The sequence below is a fragment of the Saccharopolyspora indica genome (genome assembly GCF_027853965.1).
GTDB lineage: Bacteria > Actinomycetota > Actinomycetes > Mycobacteriales > Pseudonocardiaceae > Saccharopolyspora > Saccharopolyspora indica.
In genome coordinates, this window is the sequence record NZ_JAQGLB010000011.1 from 123,639 (window position 1) to 139,584 (window position 15,946).

Genomic DNA, 15,946 nt, shown 5'->3' on the forward strand with positions numbered 1-15,946 from the left:
GATCGGGATGCTGTTGATCCCGGCGCGCGCCGCGGCCGGTGGGGCAGGTCACCGGCCGCGGCGAGCCGGTGTCAGTGGAAGACCACGTGGTCGGCGAGAACGGTCTCGCCGTCCTGCTGCACCTCGCCGGCGGCGGTCACCTTCGTGCCGACCTCGGGAGCGCCGTTCTCCAGCTCCACGACGGTCTGCGGGGTCAGGACGAAGTCCAGCTCCGGCGAGCCCGGGTGCGCGACGACGGAGACCACGGTCACCTCGCCCCATTCGAGGTCGCCGCGCTTCTCGATCTTGCTGACCTCGCCCGCCACCTTGATCTCGTGCTGGTCGGGCGGGTTCACCGGCCGGGTCTGGCTCGGGTTGCCGTTCGCGGGCTGGGTTTCCGCGGACGCGGCGACGGCGGTCCCGCCGAAGACGAGCGCGGGCAGCAGGGCGAGGCCGGCGATGGCGCCGATGCGACGGGTGGTCTTGGCAGACATGGTTTTTCGCCTTTCGCGTTGTGCGGGCCGGTCTTCGAGGACCGGGTGAGCACAGCCTGCCCAGCGGGTTCGAGCGATTCCGGTGAAGATCTGGGAGAGTTCTGAGAATCCCGGGGCGCGCGGGCAGCAGCGATCCCGTTCTCGCTGGAGATCACCGCCGAACTCCCAGGAAGTTCCGAGGTTCACACAGCTTCTTCCGGGCTCGTCGCGTCACCGGCGAGCGGCAGTCGCACCCGGAAGACCGCTCCGGCGCCCGGCGCCGAGACCAGGGAGATCGTGCCGCCGTGCGCGGTGACCAGGGAGTGCGCGATGGCCAGGCCGAGCCCGGCGCCGCCGCCGTCGGTGCGGCTGCGCGAGCCGTCCGCGCGGTAGAACCGGTCGAACGCGCGGGACCGCTGCTCCTCGGTCAGGCCCGGGCCCTCGTCGGCGACCTCCAGGACCGCCTGGCCGTCCGCGGTGCCGACGCCGATGCGGACCCGCGTGCCCTCCGGGGTGTGCCGGACGGCGTTGCCGACGAGATTGGTGACCACCTGCCGCATCCGGGCCTCGTCGGCGAGCGCCGGCGCGGCGGCCGCGGTTCCGCCGTCCGGGCCGGTGAGCTCGACCGGCCGGGACGGGTCGAGCGCCCGCACGTCGTGCAGCGCGTCGGCGGCCACGGTGCGCAGGTCCATCTGCGCCAGCTCCAGCGACTCCGCCGGATCGCGCTGCTCGTCGAGCCGCGCGAGCAGCAGCAGGTCCTCGACGAGCCTGGTCAGCCGCAGCGACTCGCGCTCGATGCGGTCCATGGTCCGCTCGACGTCGTCCTGCCCGGTCAGCGCGCCCATCCGGAACAGCTTGGTGAACCCCCGGATCCCGACCAGCGGGGTGCGCAGCTCGTGGCTCGCGTCGGCGACGAACCGCCGCATCCTGGACTCGGACCGCTCCTTGGCGGCGAAGGCGGCCTCGTTCTGCGCGAGCATGTCGTTCAGCGCGTCGGACAAGCGGCCGATCTCGGTGCCGGGCGCGGCCAGCCCGGGCACGCGCTGGCTGAGGTCGCCGCCCGCGACACCGGCCAGGGTCTGCTCGATGCGCCGCAGCGGCCGCAGCCCGCCCCGGATCGCGAACGATCCCACCACGGTGAGCACGACCAGCAGACCGGCACCGGTGGCCAGCGAAATGGTGTTCAACCGCGCGGTGGTCGCCTGCACCTCGTCCAGCGAAGCCGCCACCACCACCGTCTCGCGGCGGACCCGCACCGAGCTCTCGTCGCCGACCGCGATGCTGGCCGAGGTCAGGGCGAGCACCCGCCAGCTGCCCGAACCGTCCTCGCTGGGCACCTCGAAGGGACGACCGCCGTGCGCGTCGACCGCGGCGGCGTCCAGGCGCGGCAGCGCCGGGTCGGTCGGACCGGGCTGCTCCTGGTAGCGCTGCTCGGCGATGAGCTCGCCGTCCGGGCCCAGGAGCGCGACGTAGTTGTCCCAGAACCCGCCTGCCTCGCCGACCGGGATCGTCCGCGCGAACGACTCCGGGGACCGCACCTGCTGCACCGCGCTGGTCGCCATCGGGCGGAGTTGCGCATCGATCCGGCTGACCAGGTAGCCGTGCAGGAACCCGGTCACGACGGCGCTGCCCGCGGTCAGCCCGACGGCGAGCAGCAGGCTCGCGATCAGCAGCAGCCTCGCGCGCAACGACAGGCCGCGCGACCTCCGCCGGTCGGTCATGCCCGCGGCTCGCGGAGCACGTAGCCGACGCCGTGCACCGTGTGCAGCAGCTTGGGGCCCGCCGTGTCGATCTTGCGGCGCAGGTAGCTGATGTAGGTGTCGACGATGCTGGGATCACCGCCGAAGTCGTACTCCCAGACCTGGTCCAGGATCTGCCGCTTCGACACCACCCGGCCCGCGTTGGACATCAGGTAGCGCAGCAGCCGGAACTCCGTCGGCGACAGGCGGACCGGCGCATCGGCACGCACCACCTGATGTCCGTCCACGTCGAGCTCCAGGTCCGCGACCCGCAACGTGTCGCGCGGCGCAGAGCCACCGGAGCGCCGGAGCACGGCGTGGATCCGCGCGATCAGCTCCTCGGGGTCGAACGGCTTGGTGATGTAGTCGTCGCCGCCGAGCCGGAGACCGTTGATCTTGTCGGCGGGGTCGTCGCGGGCGCTGAGGAACAGCACCGGCACCGGAACACCCGTGCCGGTCAGCTTCCGGAGCCGCTGGATCACCTCGAAGCCGTCCAGGTCCGGCAGCATCACGTCCAGCAGCACCAGGTCCGGGGTGCGCAGCCGCGCCTGCTCCAGCGCCTCGCCGCCGCTGGCGGCGGAGGTCACCGAGAACCCGGCGAACCGCAGGGTGGCGGCCAGCAGCTCCCGAACCGTGGGTTCGTCGTCCACGACGAGCAGATTGGTCACGCGGAACCTCTCGGCCGGTTGTCACCTCGGGCAGGACGTGAGTCTCACACATCGCCGGGTGGGCCGAGACGGAGCTGGCCGGGTGCCGGAAGTGCTGCGCCGGCGGGGGAGCGCGTCGCTCCACCCCGCCGGCGCCGTCGGCCGATCAGCCCCAGGGCGTGTCGTCGCCGGGGGCGGCCGCGATCGCGGCCGGGGCGTCGGAGGTGGTCGCGAGGGCGGTGGTGACCGGGACTGCGGCGGCCAGGACGGTGAGGGCGATCGTGAGCTTCTTGAGGAAGGACATTGCTGCTCCTGTGTGTCGTGGCTTGTCCGGGCCGTCGTGAACCGGAACTGCCGATGACGTTAGGGAGCCGGGTTATCAGGCCGCCGTTGCGCGGCTGTCATCTCCCCATCGTCCCCGCCGCGCCGGGTGATGGCGCGGTGATAGGTCGCTGATGGGGCGGTTGTGGAGAGTCTGGTTCGCACGGCGCCGGGCGGTCGGCCGCCTTCCGGAGAGGAGCGAACCAATGCTGCGGAACGTCTCCGGGTGGTCTCGCTGGTTGTTGCGCGATCCCGATCCCGGCAGCCGGGCACTGCTGTTCGTGCTGCCGCACCCGGGATGCAGCGCCGAGACCTACCGGAGGTGGCCGCGCACCATCGGCCGCTGGGAGGTCTGCCCGGTGCAGCTGCCGGGCAGGGACGTCTTCGCCAGGCACTCGCGCCCGGCGTGCTTCCGGCAGCTCGCCGGGGAGCTCGCCGGCGCGCTCGGCACCTACCGCGGGCGATCGCTGGGTTTCTTCGGGCACGGCGCCGTGGCCCTGCTGGGCTACGAGACCGCTGCCCGGATGGCCGGGCTCGAACCGGTGCAGGTGTTCGTCTCCGCCCAGCCCGCGCCGGGGTACCGGCTCGGCCGCGCCTCGGATGCGGTGCTGGCCGAGGTGCTCTGCCGGGTGCTGCTGGAGGTGGGCGGGAATCCGCTGCCGTCGCTGGTGGAGACCCGGGTGGGGGTGTTCCGCGGCGACCTGGCCGCGGCGGCCGCCTACCGGCCGGGCGTGGTTTCCGACCGGGTCCGGGTGACCGCGGTCGGGTGGGCCGACGACGCGGTGTCGTCGGTGGACGGGTGGCACGAGTTCGGCGGCGTCGCCGCGCACGTGCTGCCGGGTGATCAGTTCAGGTTCCTGTCGGCGCCGGTGGAGCTGCGGCGGGTGCTGGATCCCGCGCAGTAGGCCGCCGGAGCAGGTCGCAGGTCAACGCACGCGTCCAGAGTCGCGCAATGGGGAGAAGAGTGGTCATGACGGAAGCGGTTCCGAGGGAGTTCGACGCACAGCTTGCCAAGTTCGTGCGCGCGCAGTGGCGGGATGATTCCACCCTGGTCGAGGTCGGCATCGATTCGCTGACCGCGGTGCGCATCGTCGTCGCGCTGCTGCCCGACGACGACGCCGAGATCGACGCCGCCCGGCTGGGCGGTATCCGCACCGTCGGCCAGTTCCGCCAGTGGCTGCGCGATCTGCTGTCCGAGCAGACCGGAGCGGTCCGATGACCGCCATCGCGGTCCCGGTGGACGGCCGGGACGAGCAGGATCCGGCCGCCGCGCCGCTGACCGAATCGCAGCTGGGCCTGCTGGTCGTGCACCGCGCGGTGCCCGCTGCCCACCTCTACAACGTGGTCGCCGAGATCGGCCTGGACCCCGCCTTCGACGGCACCCGGATCCGCTCCGCGCTCGCGGACGTGCTCGCGGTGCAACCGGCGTTGCGCACCGGGCTGCGCGAGAGCCCGCGCCCGCACGCCCACGTGGCGGAACCGATTCCGGCGAACCAGATTCCGGTGTCCGTCGCGCAGGTTTCCGCCGCGGAGTTCGACGCGGAGAAGCAGGCGCAGCTGACCGAATTGGCGAACACCGCCTTCGACCTGGCCGAACCGCCGCTGCTGCGCGCAGCGCACCTGCACTCCGACGACGGCACCCGCGCAGTGCTGCTCCTCGCCGTGCACCACACCGTCTTCGACGGGTTCTCGCTGCGCCCGTTCGTCGATGACCTCTCCCGCGCGCTCACCGGCGAGCTCGACGTCGCGGCGCTGCGGGAGAAGCGGGAACGCGCGCTGCGCAAGGAACTCCAGGCGCAGATCGCGGCTGCGGACACGGCCGAAGCGGAAGCCGCGGTCGAGGCCATCGCGGAGGTGCTGCGGCAGACCTCGCCGACGGTTCTGCACCCGAGGCCGAACCGGCCGACGACCACCGACTTCAGCGGTGACCGGGTCGAGATCCGGTTCTCCGCCGCGGAGAACCGGCGGATCGGCCAGGTCTGCGGCGCGCTGGACATCAGCGCCTTCACCTTCTTCTCGGCGATCTACGCCGCGTTGCTCGCGCGGCACAGCGGGCAGGACTCGGTGGTGTTCGGCGCACCGCTGATGGCGCGGCGCACGGTCGGTTCCTTCGACCTGTGCGGGTTCTTCGTCAACACGCTGCCCCTGGTCGTGGACGTGCCGTGGCAGGCGAGCTTCGAGAGCTACGTCCGCGAGCACGTGGCCCCGCGCGCGCTGGAGGTCAGGTCCCACGCCGCGGTGCCCTTCACCCGCATCGTCCGGCGCGTCGATCCCAGCCGGGCCGGCAACCGCAACCCGCTGTTCTCCTGCATGCTCGCGATGCAGGACTCCACCGACGTCGCGCCGGATTCGCCGGTTCGGGAACTGCGCGAGCACGGCACCGGGACCGCGAAGTTCGACCTGTGGCTGGGCGTCACGCCGACCGGTGACGGCTGGCTGCTGGAGCTGGAGCACGACCGGACGCTGCTGCCGCCCGAGGTCGTCGAGGGCATCGCGGGTTCGCTGCGCAGCGCTCTGCGCACCGTCGCAGCCGACACCGACGTGCGGTTGTCCGATCTGTTCACCGATTCGTCCGCAGTGGAGACCGAGCGCGCCGACGGGCTGGGCGTGGAACCCGCAGCGCCGGACCTGGACGGCTGGCTGCGCGAGGCGTGCGCGGCCAGGCCCGGCGCCATCGCCGTCGACGAGCACGACCGGCAGGTCAGCTACGCGGAGCTGGACGCCTCCGCCGGGGCGATGGCCGCTCGGTTGCAGCAGTGCGGTGTGCGCGCGGGCGACGTCGTGGGGCTGGCCACCGGTTCGCTGCTGGACACGATCGTCGCGATCCTCGCCGCGCTGCGGTTGCGGGCCGCCTACCTGCCGCTGGACTCCTCGCTGCCGGAGGAGCGGCTGGCCTACATGCTCGACAAGGCCGAGTGCCGGGTCGCGGTGGCCGACGCCCCGGTTCCGGGAGTGCGGGTGGTGGCGCCGGGCGAGGCCGGTTCGGCGGAGCCCGCGGAGCAGCCCGGGACCGATGCCGACGCGGTGTACGTCATGTTCACCTCCGGCTCCACCGGCAAGCCCAAGGGCGTGCTGATGCACCACGCGCCGCTGGTCAACCTCACCGCCTGGCAGGTCGACGCGCTGGGCATGGACTCGACGACCCGGTTCCTGCAGTACGCGCCGGGCGGGTTCGACGTGTCCTTCCAGGAGATCGTGCCGACGCTGGTCGCAGGTGGCACCGTCGTCGCCCGCGACGACGTCGACCGCCGCGACTTCCCCGCCCTGGTGCGGCACGTGCGCGACAAGGCCGTCACCCACGTGTACCTGCCGGTCGCCGCGCTGGCGCCGTTCGTGCAGGCCGCGGAGGCCGCGGGGGAGCGGCTGCCGTCGGTGCGGTGGCTGTGCGTCTCCGGTGAGCAGCTGGTCATGACCGCCCAGATCAGGCGGTTCTTCGCGCAGCGACCGGGGATCGACCTGGTCAACCTCTACGGCCCGACCGAGACGCACGCGGTGACCACGTTCTCGCCGACCGCCGCCGACCACTGGGACTCGCACGTTCCGATCGGCCGCCCGATCACCGGCGTGACCGCGCAGGTCGTCGACCGGACCGGGCACCTGGCGCCGCGCGGCGTGCTCGGCGAGCTGCTGCTGGGCGGGCGCTGCCCGGCGCACGGCTACGTCAACGATCCGCAGCGCACCGACGAGCGCTTCCTGCCCGATCCGCGCAGGCCTGAGGGCCGTCGGTACCGCACCGGTGACCAGGTGATGTGGTCGGCGGACGGCCAGCTGGTGTTCCTCGGCCGCAACGACGACCAGGTCAAGATCCGGGGCTTCCGGGTCGAGCTCGGCGAGATCGAGGCCGCCGCGCAGGAGCTGCCCGGCGTGCGCCTCGCGGTGGCCGCGGTCGACGGTGACGCCGCGGCGCGCCGCCTGCTGCTCTTCCTGACCACCCGGCCGGATTCGGCCCCGGAGCCCGCCGAGGTGCGGCGGGAGCTCGCGGCGCGGCTGCCGGGCTACATGGTGCCCGCGGTGGTGATCGCGGTGGAGCGGATCCCGACCACCGCCAACGGGAAGGTCGACCGCAACGCGCTGGTGGCCGCGGCGGCGGACCTGCTGGCCGAGGACGACCGCGCTGCCGCACCGGCCGCGTCGCTGTCGGCCGACCCGGTCGAGGCCTGGTTGCAGTGGATGTGGGCCGGGCTGCTCGGTGACGCGCTGCCGCCGGTCGACGGCTCGCTGCTGGAGCTCGGTGCGCACTCGCTCAACGCGCTGATCGCGCTGACCCGGATCGAGGAGGAGTTCGGGGTGCCGTTGACGATCCTCGACTTCTTCGCCGATCCGACCGTCGCGGCCATGGCCGCCGCGCTGCGCGAGGAAGGGGTGCGGCGATGACCGGCGCGCTGGCCGGGAATTCGCTGCTCGTGCCGATCAAGCGGGGCACCGGCCCGCTGTCGGTCGTGCTGCCGCCCGCGGGCGGCGGCGTCGGGCCCTGCCTCGGTGCGGCCGCGCACCTGGCCCGGCGCGGGCCGGTGCAGGGCGTCCGGGCCAGCGGCCTGATGGCCGGGGAGGAGCCGGACACCGCGGTGGCGGCGATGGTGGAGCGCTGCTGGGCGGCGCTGGAGCCGCTGGACGCGCCGAGCGTGCTGTTCGGCTGGTCGCTCGGCGGATCGCTGGCCTGGGAGCTGGCGCTGCGCTACGCCGAGCTCGGGCGGCGCCCGGCCGTGGTGATGGTCGACAGCCCGGCCGTCGCCGAGCCGGTGTCGGAGGCGCAGCGCGACCACCTGCGGGACGTGATCGCAGCCGGGACCAACGACGAATCGGTCCGCGCGACCACCGATGCGCACATCACCGCGGCGTCCGAGTACCAGGCGCGGCAGTGCTATCCCGGGCCCGCCCTGCTCGTGGCGTGCCGCCGGGAGAACCCCGCCCACGCGGCGGCGTGGCGGGACCTGGCCGGTCACCTGCGCATCGCGGAGGTCGACTGCGGCCACTTCGAAGTGCTCGCCAGCCCGCACCTGGCCACGGTGCTCGGCCACCTCGACGAGTTCCTGAACACCTTGGAGGAAGTATGACCCGCCCTTCCGAACTCGCGATCGTCACCGGCGGGACTCGCGGCATCGGTGCGGCGCTGAGCGCGCGGCTGGCGAAGCTCGGCTACCGGGTGATCGCGGTGCACCGCAGCAGCGGCAGCGCGGCCGAGGGCACCGGAGTGATGCCGGTCCGGGCCGACATCTCCGATCCGCGAGCCGTGGCGGCGTTCGCCGAGCAGGTCCTCGGCGAGCACGGCACGCCGGCGGTGCTGGTGAACAACGCCGGTATCAACATCGACCGGCCCTTCCTGGAGCTGACCGGCGCCGACTGGCAGCGGGTCATCGACACCAACCTGTCCGGACCGTTCCACCTGATCAAGGCGTTCGCCCCGGCGATGCTGGCGGCAGGCGCGGGAAACATCGTCAACATCGGCGCCACGACCGGGATCCGTCCGCGGTCCAACGGCGTGAACTACGCGGCGAGCAAGGCCGGTCTGCTGCAGCTCACCAAGTGCCTGGCCACCGAGCTCGCCCCCGCGATCCGGGTCAACTGCCTGATCCCGGGCATGACCGAAACCGACGAGCTCATCACCCGATTCCGGCTCGACGACCCGGAGCACCGGGCCGCCGTGCTGGCCGAGATCCCGCAACGACGCATCGGTTCCCCCGACGACATCGCCGACGCCCTGGAGTTCCTGGTCAGCGCGCACAGCAGCTACCTCACCGGGCAGAAGCTGATCGTCGACGGCGGCCAATTCATGTGGTAGGAGATCATGACAGACGAACTGCTCCGCGCATCCCGGCTCGCCTACGACACCGCGCCTCCGGTCGGTGACCCGGCATTCCTGCGCTATCCCGACGAACTCGCCCGCGCCCTCGCCGAATCGTGGCCGCTGGTCCTGGAGGCCAACGCCCGCGACGTCCAGGCCGCGCAGGACCGCGGTCTGCCGCCGGTCCTGCTCGACCGGATCCGGCTCGGGGAGGCGCACCTGGAGCAGCTGCGGACGCTGACCCGCAGCGTGGCCGACGAGCTCCCCGACGTGCTCAAGCCCGGCCCGGAGAGCCCGGTGGGCAAGGCCGCATCGCTGCGCAAGGTGCCCAAGCCGCTGGGCGTCGCGCTGATGGTCTACGAAGCGCGGCCGACGGTCACCGTGGAGGGCGCACTGCTGCCGGTGGTCACCGGCAACGCCGTGATCCTGCGCGGTGGCAAGGAAATCGCCGCCACCAACGCTGCACTGTCCACTGTGGTGGGCAAGGCGCTGGCGGCGTCCGGGTTGCCGACCGGCATGGTGACCACGCTGGACGATCCGAGCCGCGCCGTGCTGCGCGAGCTGCTGGGCCGCGGCGACGCGATCGACGTGCTCATCCCGCGCGGCAGCCCGTCGCTGATCGACTACTGCCGGACCACGAGCACCATCCCGGTCATCGCCAGCGGCGGTGGCGTCAACCACCTCTACGTGCACGAATCCGCCGATCTGGCGCTGGCCGCGGCGGTGGCGCTGGACAGCAAGCTCGCCGAGCCCACCGCCTGCAACACCCTGGAGCTGGTGCTCGTCGACGAGCGGGTGGCGACGCCGTTCGCCGCGGCGCTGGCCGACGCGGCCGAGCAGGAAGTGACCTTCCGCCTCGACGAGCGCATCACCGCCCCCACCCGCGCCGACGGCGCGCTGTGGCAGATCGCAGCGCTGGCCGAGCACGACTTCGGCCGCGAGTTCCTGGAGCCGGCGATCGGAGTCCGCGCCGTCGCGGGCCTGGCCGAAGCGGTCGAGCACATCCGCCGGTTCGGCTCGATGCACACCGAAGGCGTGGTCTCCGGCGACGAGCGGGTCGCCGCGGAGTTCGTCAAGCAGGTCGACGCGGCCGCGATCGTGGTGAACGGATCGCTGCGGCTGCACGACGGTCCCACCCTCGGCCTCGGCGCCGAGGTCTCCATCAGCACCGGCCGCCTGCACGAGCGCGGCCCGGTGACGATGCGCTCGCTGTTGACCCACACCTGGTTGGTGGCGGCCAACGGCACGCTGCGCAGCACGGTCAGCTGAAACCCGCACCTGGAGGAGGAACCATGTCCACAGCCACGCTCGACCGCGCCGCGGTCGCCGAAGCCGTCAAACGAGTGGTCATCGCCGAATCGCGGATTTCCCTCACCCCGAACCAGATCCCGGACGACGAGCTGCTCAACGGGGACCGACTGACCGTCAACTCCCTCGGTTTCGTGGGAATGCTGATCCGCCTGGAGGACGAGCTGGACGTCGAGCTCTCCGACGACCTCTTCGTCGGCCGCCAGTTCCACACCGTCGCCGACCTGATCAACGTCGTCCTCCAGGCCGCGGAGGTGACGGCATGAGCAGCGGGTTGCCGACGCAGTGGCGCAGCGTCTTGCCGCACATCGACGAGCTCCCGGCCGACCGCAGCCCGCGGGTGAGCAGCGGGCAGGGCGTGCAGGCCAACCTGCCGATGGAGCTGGTGCGGCAGAGCATCTCGCGCAAGGAGTACTGGCCGATCCCCGACGAGATCGCCGACGCCTACCGGAAGTTCCGCCCGACCCCGCTGTGGCGGGCGACCGGTTTCGAGCGGGCCATCGGCGCCCGCGTGCCGGTCTACGTCAAGTACGAGGGCGGCAACATCTCCGGCAGCCACAAGCTCAACACCGCGCTCGCGCAGGCCTACTACTACTCGCGGGCCGGGGTGAAGGAGCTGGTGACCGGGACCGGTGCCGGGCAGTGGGGCACGGCGCTGGCCGCGGCCTGCGCCCTGTTCGGCCTGCGCTGCACGGTGTTCATGGTCGGGTCGAGCCTGAGCCGCAAGCCCTACCGCGGCGTGCTCATGCGGATGCTCGGCGCCGAGGTCCACGCCAGCCCGAGCGACCTGACCGCGGTGGGCCGCGATCACGACGGCAGCCGCGGCAACAGCCTGTCGCTGGCCATCGGCGAGGCGGTGGAGTACGCCAAGGCCACCGACGGCGCCGCGTTCAGCATCGGCAGCGGCGAGACCTACAGCATCCTGCACCAGTCGGTGATCGGGCAGGAGGCGCAGGTGCAGCTGGCCGAGCTCGACGCCGACGTCGACGCGGTCGTCGGCTGCGTCGGGGCGGGCTCCAACTTCGGCGGCATCGCGCTGCCGTTCCACGCCGAGGCCGTCGCCACCGGCGCACCGGCTCCGCTGCTGGTCGCCGCGGAGTCCAGCACCACGCCCAAGCTGAGCCGCGGCGTGTACGCCTACGACCAGACCGACGCGACGGGAACCGGGCCGCTGGAGGCGATGTACACCATCGGCAGCGACTACGTCATCCCCGACTCGCACTCGGCGGGCCTGCGGTTCCACGCCGCGGCGAAGGTCGTCTCGGCGATGCGCCACGCCGGTCAGGTCGAGGCGGTGGGCATCGGCCAGGTCGAGGCGCTGGAAGCGGGCCGGCTGCTGACCGTGCACGAAACCGTGCTGCCCGCACCGGAATCCGGTCACGCGCTGGCCGCCGCGGCGAAGCTGGCGACCGGCACCGCCGAAGGCATGCGCGCCGAGCGCGGTGTGCTGGTGTGCGCGAGCGGTCACGGCTACCTGGACCTGGCCGCGTACCAGCAGTTCCTCGACGGCGAGCTCAGCGACGTCGCGCCGGTGCCGGAGGCGCTGTCGGCCGCGGTGTCCGGGCTCGACCGGGTGGGCGAGCTCTCGACGGCGGGGAGGCGGCCATGACGGTGCGATCCGAGCTGCTCGACTGCGTGCAGGCCAACCTCGCGGTGCTGGCCGACCACCACCACGGCGCGGGCACGCACCTCAACCTCGGTGCGGCGCTGCGCTTCCGGTGGCGCGCCGAACAGCTGCCCACGGTCGAGCCGACGCTGGAGCAGCACCTGGCGGACGCGGAGGACCTGCTCGGCCTGCGCCTCGCGGACCGGCGCGCGATCACCGGCGGTCCGCTGACCGCGGCCGTGCGGCCCGGCGAGCGGGCGTACGTCATCGCCGACGCCTACGAGCTGCCGTGGGTGCCCTACTTCCAGCAGCGGCACATGGAGCACAGCTTCCTGCTCACCGCCGACGGCGAGGTGGTCGACGCCTACGCCAACGACACGCAGTGGGGCCCGGCGGCACCCGGCACCTGGCAGCACCCGGATCTCCAGGTGGCGGGCGAAGTCCTGCACTTCACGCCCGGCGTCGCGCCGAATCCCGTGGCCTCGCTCGACGACGGTGATCCCGAGGAGTACGTCGCCGCCTACGAGTCCGAGCCGGACCGGGTCTCGGCGCTGGACCGGCTGACGCTGGAGACCTGGTTGCTGGCCCGTTCCCGGAAGCTGCACGCCGCGTTCCGCGAGCACCGCGGCCTGCCGACGACACCCGCGCTCGCCGAGCACCTGGCCCGCTGGGACGCGCTGGTCGAACAGACCTACCTGGCCTACCGGCGCGTGGTGCGCGGCAGGCCCGAGCCGGCTGCCGTCGTGGAGCGCTTGCGCGCGGTGCTGGCCGCCGATCGCGAGGTGTTCGCGCTCGGCGACGAGCGGTGGCGGCGCTCGGTCGCCGGTGTGGTGGCGTCGGTGCTGGAGGTGCCCGAGCAGCAGCTGCTCGGTGGCGTCAGCTTCACCTCGCTGCCGCGGTTCAGCTCGTTCCGGCTGGTGGAGATCGTCGAGCAGCTGGAGAGCGAGCTGGGTGCCGACATCGACGCCGCGGATCTGCTGCCCGAGAACCTGCACCGCCTCGACGACCTCTGCCAGGTCATCCGGCCGCCGGCGGTGCGCACGGAGGGAGTTCTGCCATGACGTTGCTGCACGAACTGCTCGACGACGCGGCCGATCGCAGGCCCGCTCGTCCGGCGATCACCGCGGCGGGCCGCACGCTGACCCACCTCGAACTGGCCGCGGCGAGCCGCCGCCTGGCCCGGCTGCTGCACGAGCGCGGCGTCCGGCGCGGACAGCGCATCGTCGTGGTGCTGCCGTCGAGCGTGCTGCACCCGGCGCTGGTCTACGCCGCATCGCGGATCGGCGCGGTCATCTCGGTGCTGCACGAGCAGACCACCGACCGCGCGCTGGAGCACGTGCTCGACGACTGCGAGCCCGTGCTGGTGGTCTCCGACGAGGTCTCCCGGCCCGCTCTGGATCGCGGGATCGCGGTCCTGGGCAGCGCGGAGCTCCTCGCCCGGCTGGGCGAGGGATCGCAGGAGGTGCCGGGGCGGGAACCGCTGGCGGTGGACCCGCTGTTCCTGATCTACACCTCCGGCACCACCTCGGCGCCGAAGGCGGTCGTCAGCACGCACCAGCAGGTCACCTTCGCGGTCGCGGCGATCCAGTCGGTGCTGCGCTACCAGGACACCGACGTGGTGTACTGCCCGCTGCCGATGTCCTTCGACTACGGCATGTACCAGCTGTTCCTGGGCGCGGCTTCAGGCGCGCACGTCTGGCTCGGCCGCCCGGCCGAGGTCGGCCCCAGCCTGGTGACGAACCTGGTCGAGGCCGGTGCCACCGTGCTGCCCGCGGTGCCCGCGGTCGCCGACGCGCTGGGCAGGCTGCTGGCCCGGCGGGCGGCGGTGGTGCCCGCGATCCGGCTGGTGACCAACACCGGCGCGGCGATGCCCGCGGAGGCGCTGGCGCGGCTGCGCGCGGCGATCCCCGGGCTGCGGGTGCAGCTGATGTTCGGGCTCACCGAGTGCAAGCGCGCGACGATCGCCGAGCCCGACGACGACCTGCGGCGCCCCGGCACCTGCGGCCGCGCGCTGCCCGGCACCGAGGTGTTCACAGTGGACGGTGAAGGCCGCAGGCTGGAGCCGGGCGAGGTCGGCGAGATCACCGTGCGCGGGCCCAACGTGATGGCCGGCTACTGGCGGCAGCCGGAGATGTCGGCCCGCCGGTTCCTCCGCCGCGACGAGCTGTTCCCGGAGCTGCGCACCGGCGACTACGGCTGGATCGACGAGGACGGCCACCTGTACTTCGAGGGCCGCCGCGACGACATCTACAAGGAGCGCGGCTTCCGGGTCAGCGCCACCGAGGTCGAGGCCGCCGCGCGGCGCGTCACCGGGGTGAGCTCGGCCGCCGTGCTGCCGCCGGAGGGGCAGCGGCGGGCGGTGCTGATGGTCGTCGCCGACACCGGGCCGGACGAGGTGCTGGCGGCGATGCGCGCCGAGATCGAGGAGTTCAAGATCCCCGGCCGGTGCCTGGTCGTCGAGCGGATCGCGTTGACCCGCAACGGGAAGGTCGACCGCAAGGCGATGGCCGCGATGCTGGAGGCCGATCATGGCTGAGGCCCTGCTGGAGCGCAGCGGAATCCGCGACCGGCTCGGCGCGGTGCGGACCCCGGCCTACGTCTACGACCTGGCCGTGGTGCGCGAGAACCACGCGCACCTGCGGTCGGCGCTGCCGGACTCGGCCGAGGTGTACTACTCGCTCAAGGCCAATCCGCACCCGGCGCTGCTGGGCGAGCTGCGCGCCGGTGGCGCGCTGCCGGAGGTCTGCTCGCCGGGCGAGCTGGACGCGGCGTTGCAGGCCGGCTGGTCCGCCGGGCAGGTGCTCTACACCGGTCCGGGCAAGCGCGATGCCGACCTGGACCGGGCGGTGCGGCTGGGCGTGCGGGAGTTCTCCGTCGATTCGGTCGTGGCGCTGGACCAGCTCGAAGCGGTCGCCGCGGCCCACGGCGTCCGGCTCGGCTGCCTGCTGCGGATCAACGACGACCGGCCCGCCGCCGGGCAGGGCCTGGCCATGACCGGGGTGGCGTCGCAGTTCGGCGCCGACCTGGGCTGGGTGCTGGCCGAACCCGAGCGGTTCACCGGGCGGGCGCACGTGCGGATGCGCGGCCTGCACCTGTACATGGGCACCAACCTGGTCACCGTCGAGGACCTGGTCGCGCAGTTCCGCCAGTCCGTGCGCACCGCGGTCGGCCTCTGCGAGGTGTTCGCGGCGCACGGCGAGGCGATCGAGCTGCTCGACCTCGGCGGCGGTTTCGGCGCACCGTTCGCCAAGCGGGGCGACCGCATCCCGCTGGACGGCCTGAAAACCGCGCTGGAGGACCTCTTCCGCGAGGAGCTCCCGGACCCGGCGCCCGCGATCGCCTTCGAGACCGGCCGCTACCTGGTCGGCACCGCGGGCACGTTGGTGACCTCGGTGCTCGACGTCAAGCGCTCGCACGACCGCGACGTGGTGGTGCTGGAGTCGGGCATCAACCACTTGGGCGGCATGGCCGGGCTGCGGCGCGTGCCGCCGCTGGTGCCCGACCTCGTCGGCGAGCCGGACGGCCGGGGCCGGATGACCGCGATGATCACCGGCCCGCTGTGCACCCCGCTGGACCTCTGGGCGCGGTCGGCGGAGCTGCCCGAGGTGCGGCCCGGTGACGTGCTCGCCGTGCCCAACGTCGGCGCTTACGGGCTCTGCGCGAGCCTGCTCGCCTTCCTCGGCCACCCGATGCCCGCGGAGGTCGTCGTCGACGGCGACGACCCGCAGCGGTCGCCGCAGGTTTCCCGTTTGGAACTGATCCGAATCCACGGAGAGGACTGATCACGATGGACGCGCGTTTCACCGAGCTGCTGGTTCCGTTCCTGAAGTTCGCCGGTGGTCGCGAGATCACCGAGGACGCGAGCCTGCGCGAGCTCGGCCTGGACTCCATGCAGGCCATCGAGCTGCTGTTCGCCATCGAGGACGCCTACGGCATCGCGCTGCCCGACGACGAGCTCAACGACGAGAACTTCGCCACCGCGGGAAGCCTGTGGCGAGTGGTCTCCGCCCAGATACCGGAGGCCGTGGCATGAGCAGCTTCGTGTCAACTCCAGTTCTGCTCGACCGCACCTCAGGGGAACGTGACGCGAA

16 protein-coding genes are annotated in these 15,946 nt (G+C 72.8%); 12 read left to right on the forward strand and 4 right to left on the reverse strand.

Annotation, left to right across the window (positions count from 1 at the left end; translation table 11 throughout):
- Positions 1-71 precede the first annotated feature (71 nt).
- From OU416_RS23690 to OU416_RS23705, 4 genes are all read right to left on the reverse strand, one after another.
- Positions 72-473 carry a hypothetical protein gene (locus tag OU416_RS23690; RefSeq protein ID WP_270929219.1) on the reverse strand — a complete coding sequence of 134 codons (402 nt, stop codon included), beginning with the start codon at positions 471-473 and terminating at the stop codon, positions 72-74.
- A gap of 182 nt (positions 474-655) precedes the next feature.
- Positions 656-2,173, reverse strand: a complete 1,518-nt coding sequence (locus tag OU416_RS23695) for a sensor histidine kinase (protein WP_270929220.1) — start codon at positions 2,171-2,173, stop codon at positions 656-658.
- Positions 2,170-2,859: a response regulator transcription factor gene (locus tag OU416_RS23700; protein ID WP_270929221.1), complete on the reverse strand. Its 690-nt coding sequence runs from the start codon at positions 2,857-2,859 to the stop codon at positions 2,170-2,172. Before OU416_RS23700 ends, OU416_RS23695 begins: the two co-directional genes overlap by 4 nt.
- Positions 2,860-3,004: 145 nt before the next feature.
- Positions 3,005-3,142, reverse strand: coding sequence for a hypothetical protein (locus tag OU416_RS23705; RefSeq protein ID WP_270929222.1), 138 nt, complete (start codon positions 3,140-3,142; stop codon positions 3,005-3,007).
- Positions 3,143-3,365: 223 nt separating this feature from the next.
- Here OU416_RS23705 and OU416_RS23710 point away from each other — a divergent pair, with 223 nt between their 5' ends.
- From OU416_RS23710 to OU416_RS23765, 12 genes are all read left to right on the forward strand, one after another.
- A complete protein-coding gene (locus tag OU416_RS23710; protein ID WP_270929223.1) occupies positions 3,366-4,064 on the forward strand; it encodes a thioesterase II family protein in 699 nt (232 codons plus the stop codon).
- Positions 4,065-4,129: 65 nt separating this feature from the next.
- Complete coding sequence (locus OU416_RS23715; protein WP_270929224.1) at positions 4,130-4,378, forward strand: phosphopantetheine-binding protein; 249 nt, start codon at positions 4,130-4,132, stop codon at positions 4,376-4,378.
- The gene (locus tag OU416_RS23720; protein WP_270929225.1) at positions 4,375-7,533 is read left to right on the forward strand and encodes a non-ribosomal peptide synthetase; all 3,159 of its coding nucleotides are present in this window, start codon (positions 4,375-4,377) and stop codon (positions 7,531-7,533) included. Before OU416_RS23715 ends, OU416_RS23720 begins: the two co-directional genes overlap by 4 nt.
- Complete coding sequence (locus tag OU416_RS23725) at positions 7,530-8,213, forward strand: thioesterase domain-containing protein (RefSeq protein ID WP_270929226.1); 684 nt, start codon at positions 7,530-7,532, stop codon at positions 8,211-8,213. Before OU416_RS23720 ends, OU416_RS23725 begins: the two co-directional genes overlap by 4 nt.
- Positions 8,210-8,938, forward strand: a complete 729-nt coding sequence (locus OU416_RS23730) for an SDR family NAD(P)-dependent oxidoreductase (RefSeq protein WP_270929227.1) — start codon at positions 8,210-8,212, stop codon at positions 8,936-8,938. Before OU416_RS23725 ends, OU416_RS23730 begins: the two co-directional genes overlap by 4 nt.
- Before the next feature lie 6 nt (positions 8,939-8,944).
- Positions 8,945-10,210: a glutamate-5-semialdehyde dehydrogenase gene (locus OU416_RS23735; protein ID WP_270929228.1), complete on the forward strand. Its 1,266-nt coding sequence runs from the start codon at positions 8,945-8,947 to the stop codon at positions 10,208-10,210.
- A gap of 23 nt (positions 10,211-10,233) precedes the next feature.
- The gene (locus OU416_RS23740) at positions 10,234-10,515 is read left to right on the forward strand and encodes an acyl carrier protein (protein WP_270929229.1); all 282 of its coding nucleotides are present in this window, start codon (positions 10,234-10,236) and stop codon (positions 10,513-10,515) included.
- Positions 10,512-11,858, forward strand: a complete 1,347-nt coding sequence (locus tag OU416_RS23745) for a TrpB-like pyridoxal phosphate-dependent enzyme (RefSeq protein WP_270929230.1) — start codon at positions 10,512-10,514, stop codon at positions 11,856-11,858. The genes OU416_RS23740 and OU416_RS23745 overlap by 4 nt, the downstream gene beginning before the upstream one ends.
- Complete coding sequence (locus OU416_RS23750) at positions 11,855-12,916, forward strand: non-ribosomal peptide synthetase (RefSeq protein WP_270929231.1); 1,062 nt, start codon at positions 11,855-11,857, stop codon at positions 12,914-12,916. Before OU416_RS23745 ends, OU416_RS23750 begins: the two co-directional genes overlap by 4 nt.
- Positions 12,913-14,391 (forward strand): class I adenylate-forming enzyme family protein, encoded by a 1,479-nt coding sequence (locus tag OU416_RS23755; RefSeq protein WP_270929232.1) that lies wholly within the window; start codon positions 12,913-12,915, stop codon positions 14,389-14,391. The genes OU416_RS23750 and OU416_RS23755 overlap by 4 nt, the downstream gene beginning before the upstream one ends.
- Entirely contained in the window at positions 14,384-15,637 is a 1,254-nt protein-coding gene (locus tag OU416_RS23760) for a type III PLP-dependent enzyme domain-containing protein (RefSeq protein WP_270929233.1), read from the forward strand. The genes OU416_RS23755 and OU416_RS23760 overlap by 8 nt, the downstream gene beginning before the upstream one ends.
- 5 nt (positions 15,638-15,642) lie before the next feature.
- A complete protein-coding gene (locus OU416_RS23765; protein ID WP_270929234.1) occupies positions 15,643-15,888 on the forward strand; it encodes an acyl carrier protein in 246 nt (81 codons plus the stop codon).
- The last annotated feature ends 58 nt before the right edge of the window (positions 15,889-15,946 follow it).

Bases quoted from the DNA above. Each gene is read 5' to 3' on its own strand.
- OU416_RS23765 (WP_270929234.1), top strand. From the start codon at position 15,643: ATGGACGCGCGTTTCACCGAGCTGCTGGTTCCGTTCCTGAAGTTCGCC.
- OU416_RS23690 (WP_270929219.1), bottom strand. From the start codon at position 473: ATGTCTGCCAAGACCACCCGTCGCATCGGCGCCATCGCCGGCCTCGCC.
- OU416_RS23730 (WP_270929227.1), top strand. From the start codon at position 8,210: ATGACCCGCCCTTCCGAACTCGCGATCGTCACCGGCGGGACTCGCGGC.
- OU416_RS23755 (WP_270929232.1), top strand. From the start codon at position 12,913: ATGACGTTGCTGCACGAACTGCTCGACGACGCGGCCGATCGCAGGCCC.
- OU416_RS23705 (WP_270929222.1), bottom strand. From the start codon at position 3,142: ATGTCCTTCCTCAAGAAGCTCACGATCGCCCTCACCGTCCTGGCCGCC.
- OU416_RS23710 (WP_270929223.1), top strand. From the start codon at position 3,366: ATGCTGCGGAACGTCTCCGGGTGGTCTCGCTGGTTGTTGCGCGATCCC.
- OU416_RS23725 (WP_270929226.1), top strand. From the start codon at position 7,530: ATGACCGGCGCGCTGGCCGGGAATTCGCTGCTCGTGCCGATCAAGCGG.
- OU416_RS23695 (WP_270929220.1), bottom strand. From the start codon at position 2,173: ATGACCGACCGGCGGAGGTCGCGCGGCCTGTCGTTGCGCGCGAGGCTG.
- OU416_RS23760 (WP_270929233.1), top strand. From the start codon at position 14,384: ATGGCTGAGGCCCTGCTGGAGCGCAGCGGAATCCGCGACCGGCTCGGC.
- OU416_RS23720 (WP_270929225.1), top strand. From the start codon at position 4,375: ATGACCGCCATCGCGGTCCCGGTGGACGGCCGGGACGAGCAGGATCCG.
- OU416_RS23740 (WP_270929229.1), top strand. From the start codon at position 10,234: ATGTCCACAGCCACGCTCGACCGCGCCGCGGTCGCCGAAGCCGTCAAA.
- OU416_RS23750 (WP_270929231.1), top strand. From the start codon at position 11,855: ATGACGGTGCGATCCGAGCTGCTCGACTGCGTGCAGGCCAACCTCGCG.
- OU416_RS23745 (WP_270929230.1), top strand. From the start codon at position 10,512: ATGAGCAGCGGGTTGCCGACGCAGTGGCGCAGCGTCTTGCCGCACATC.
- OU416_RS23715 (WP_270929224.1), top strand. From the start codon at position 4,130: ATGACGGAAGCGGTTCCGAGGGAGTTCGACGCACAGCTTGCCAAGTTC.
- OU416_RS23735 (WP_270929228.1), top strand. From the start codon at position 8,945: ATGACAGACGAACTGCTCCGCGCATCCCGGCTCGCCTACGACACCGCG.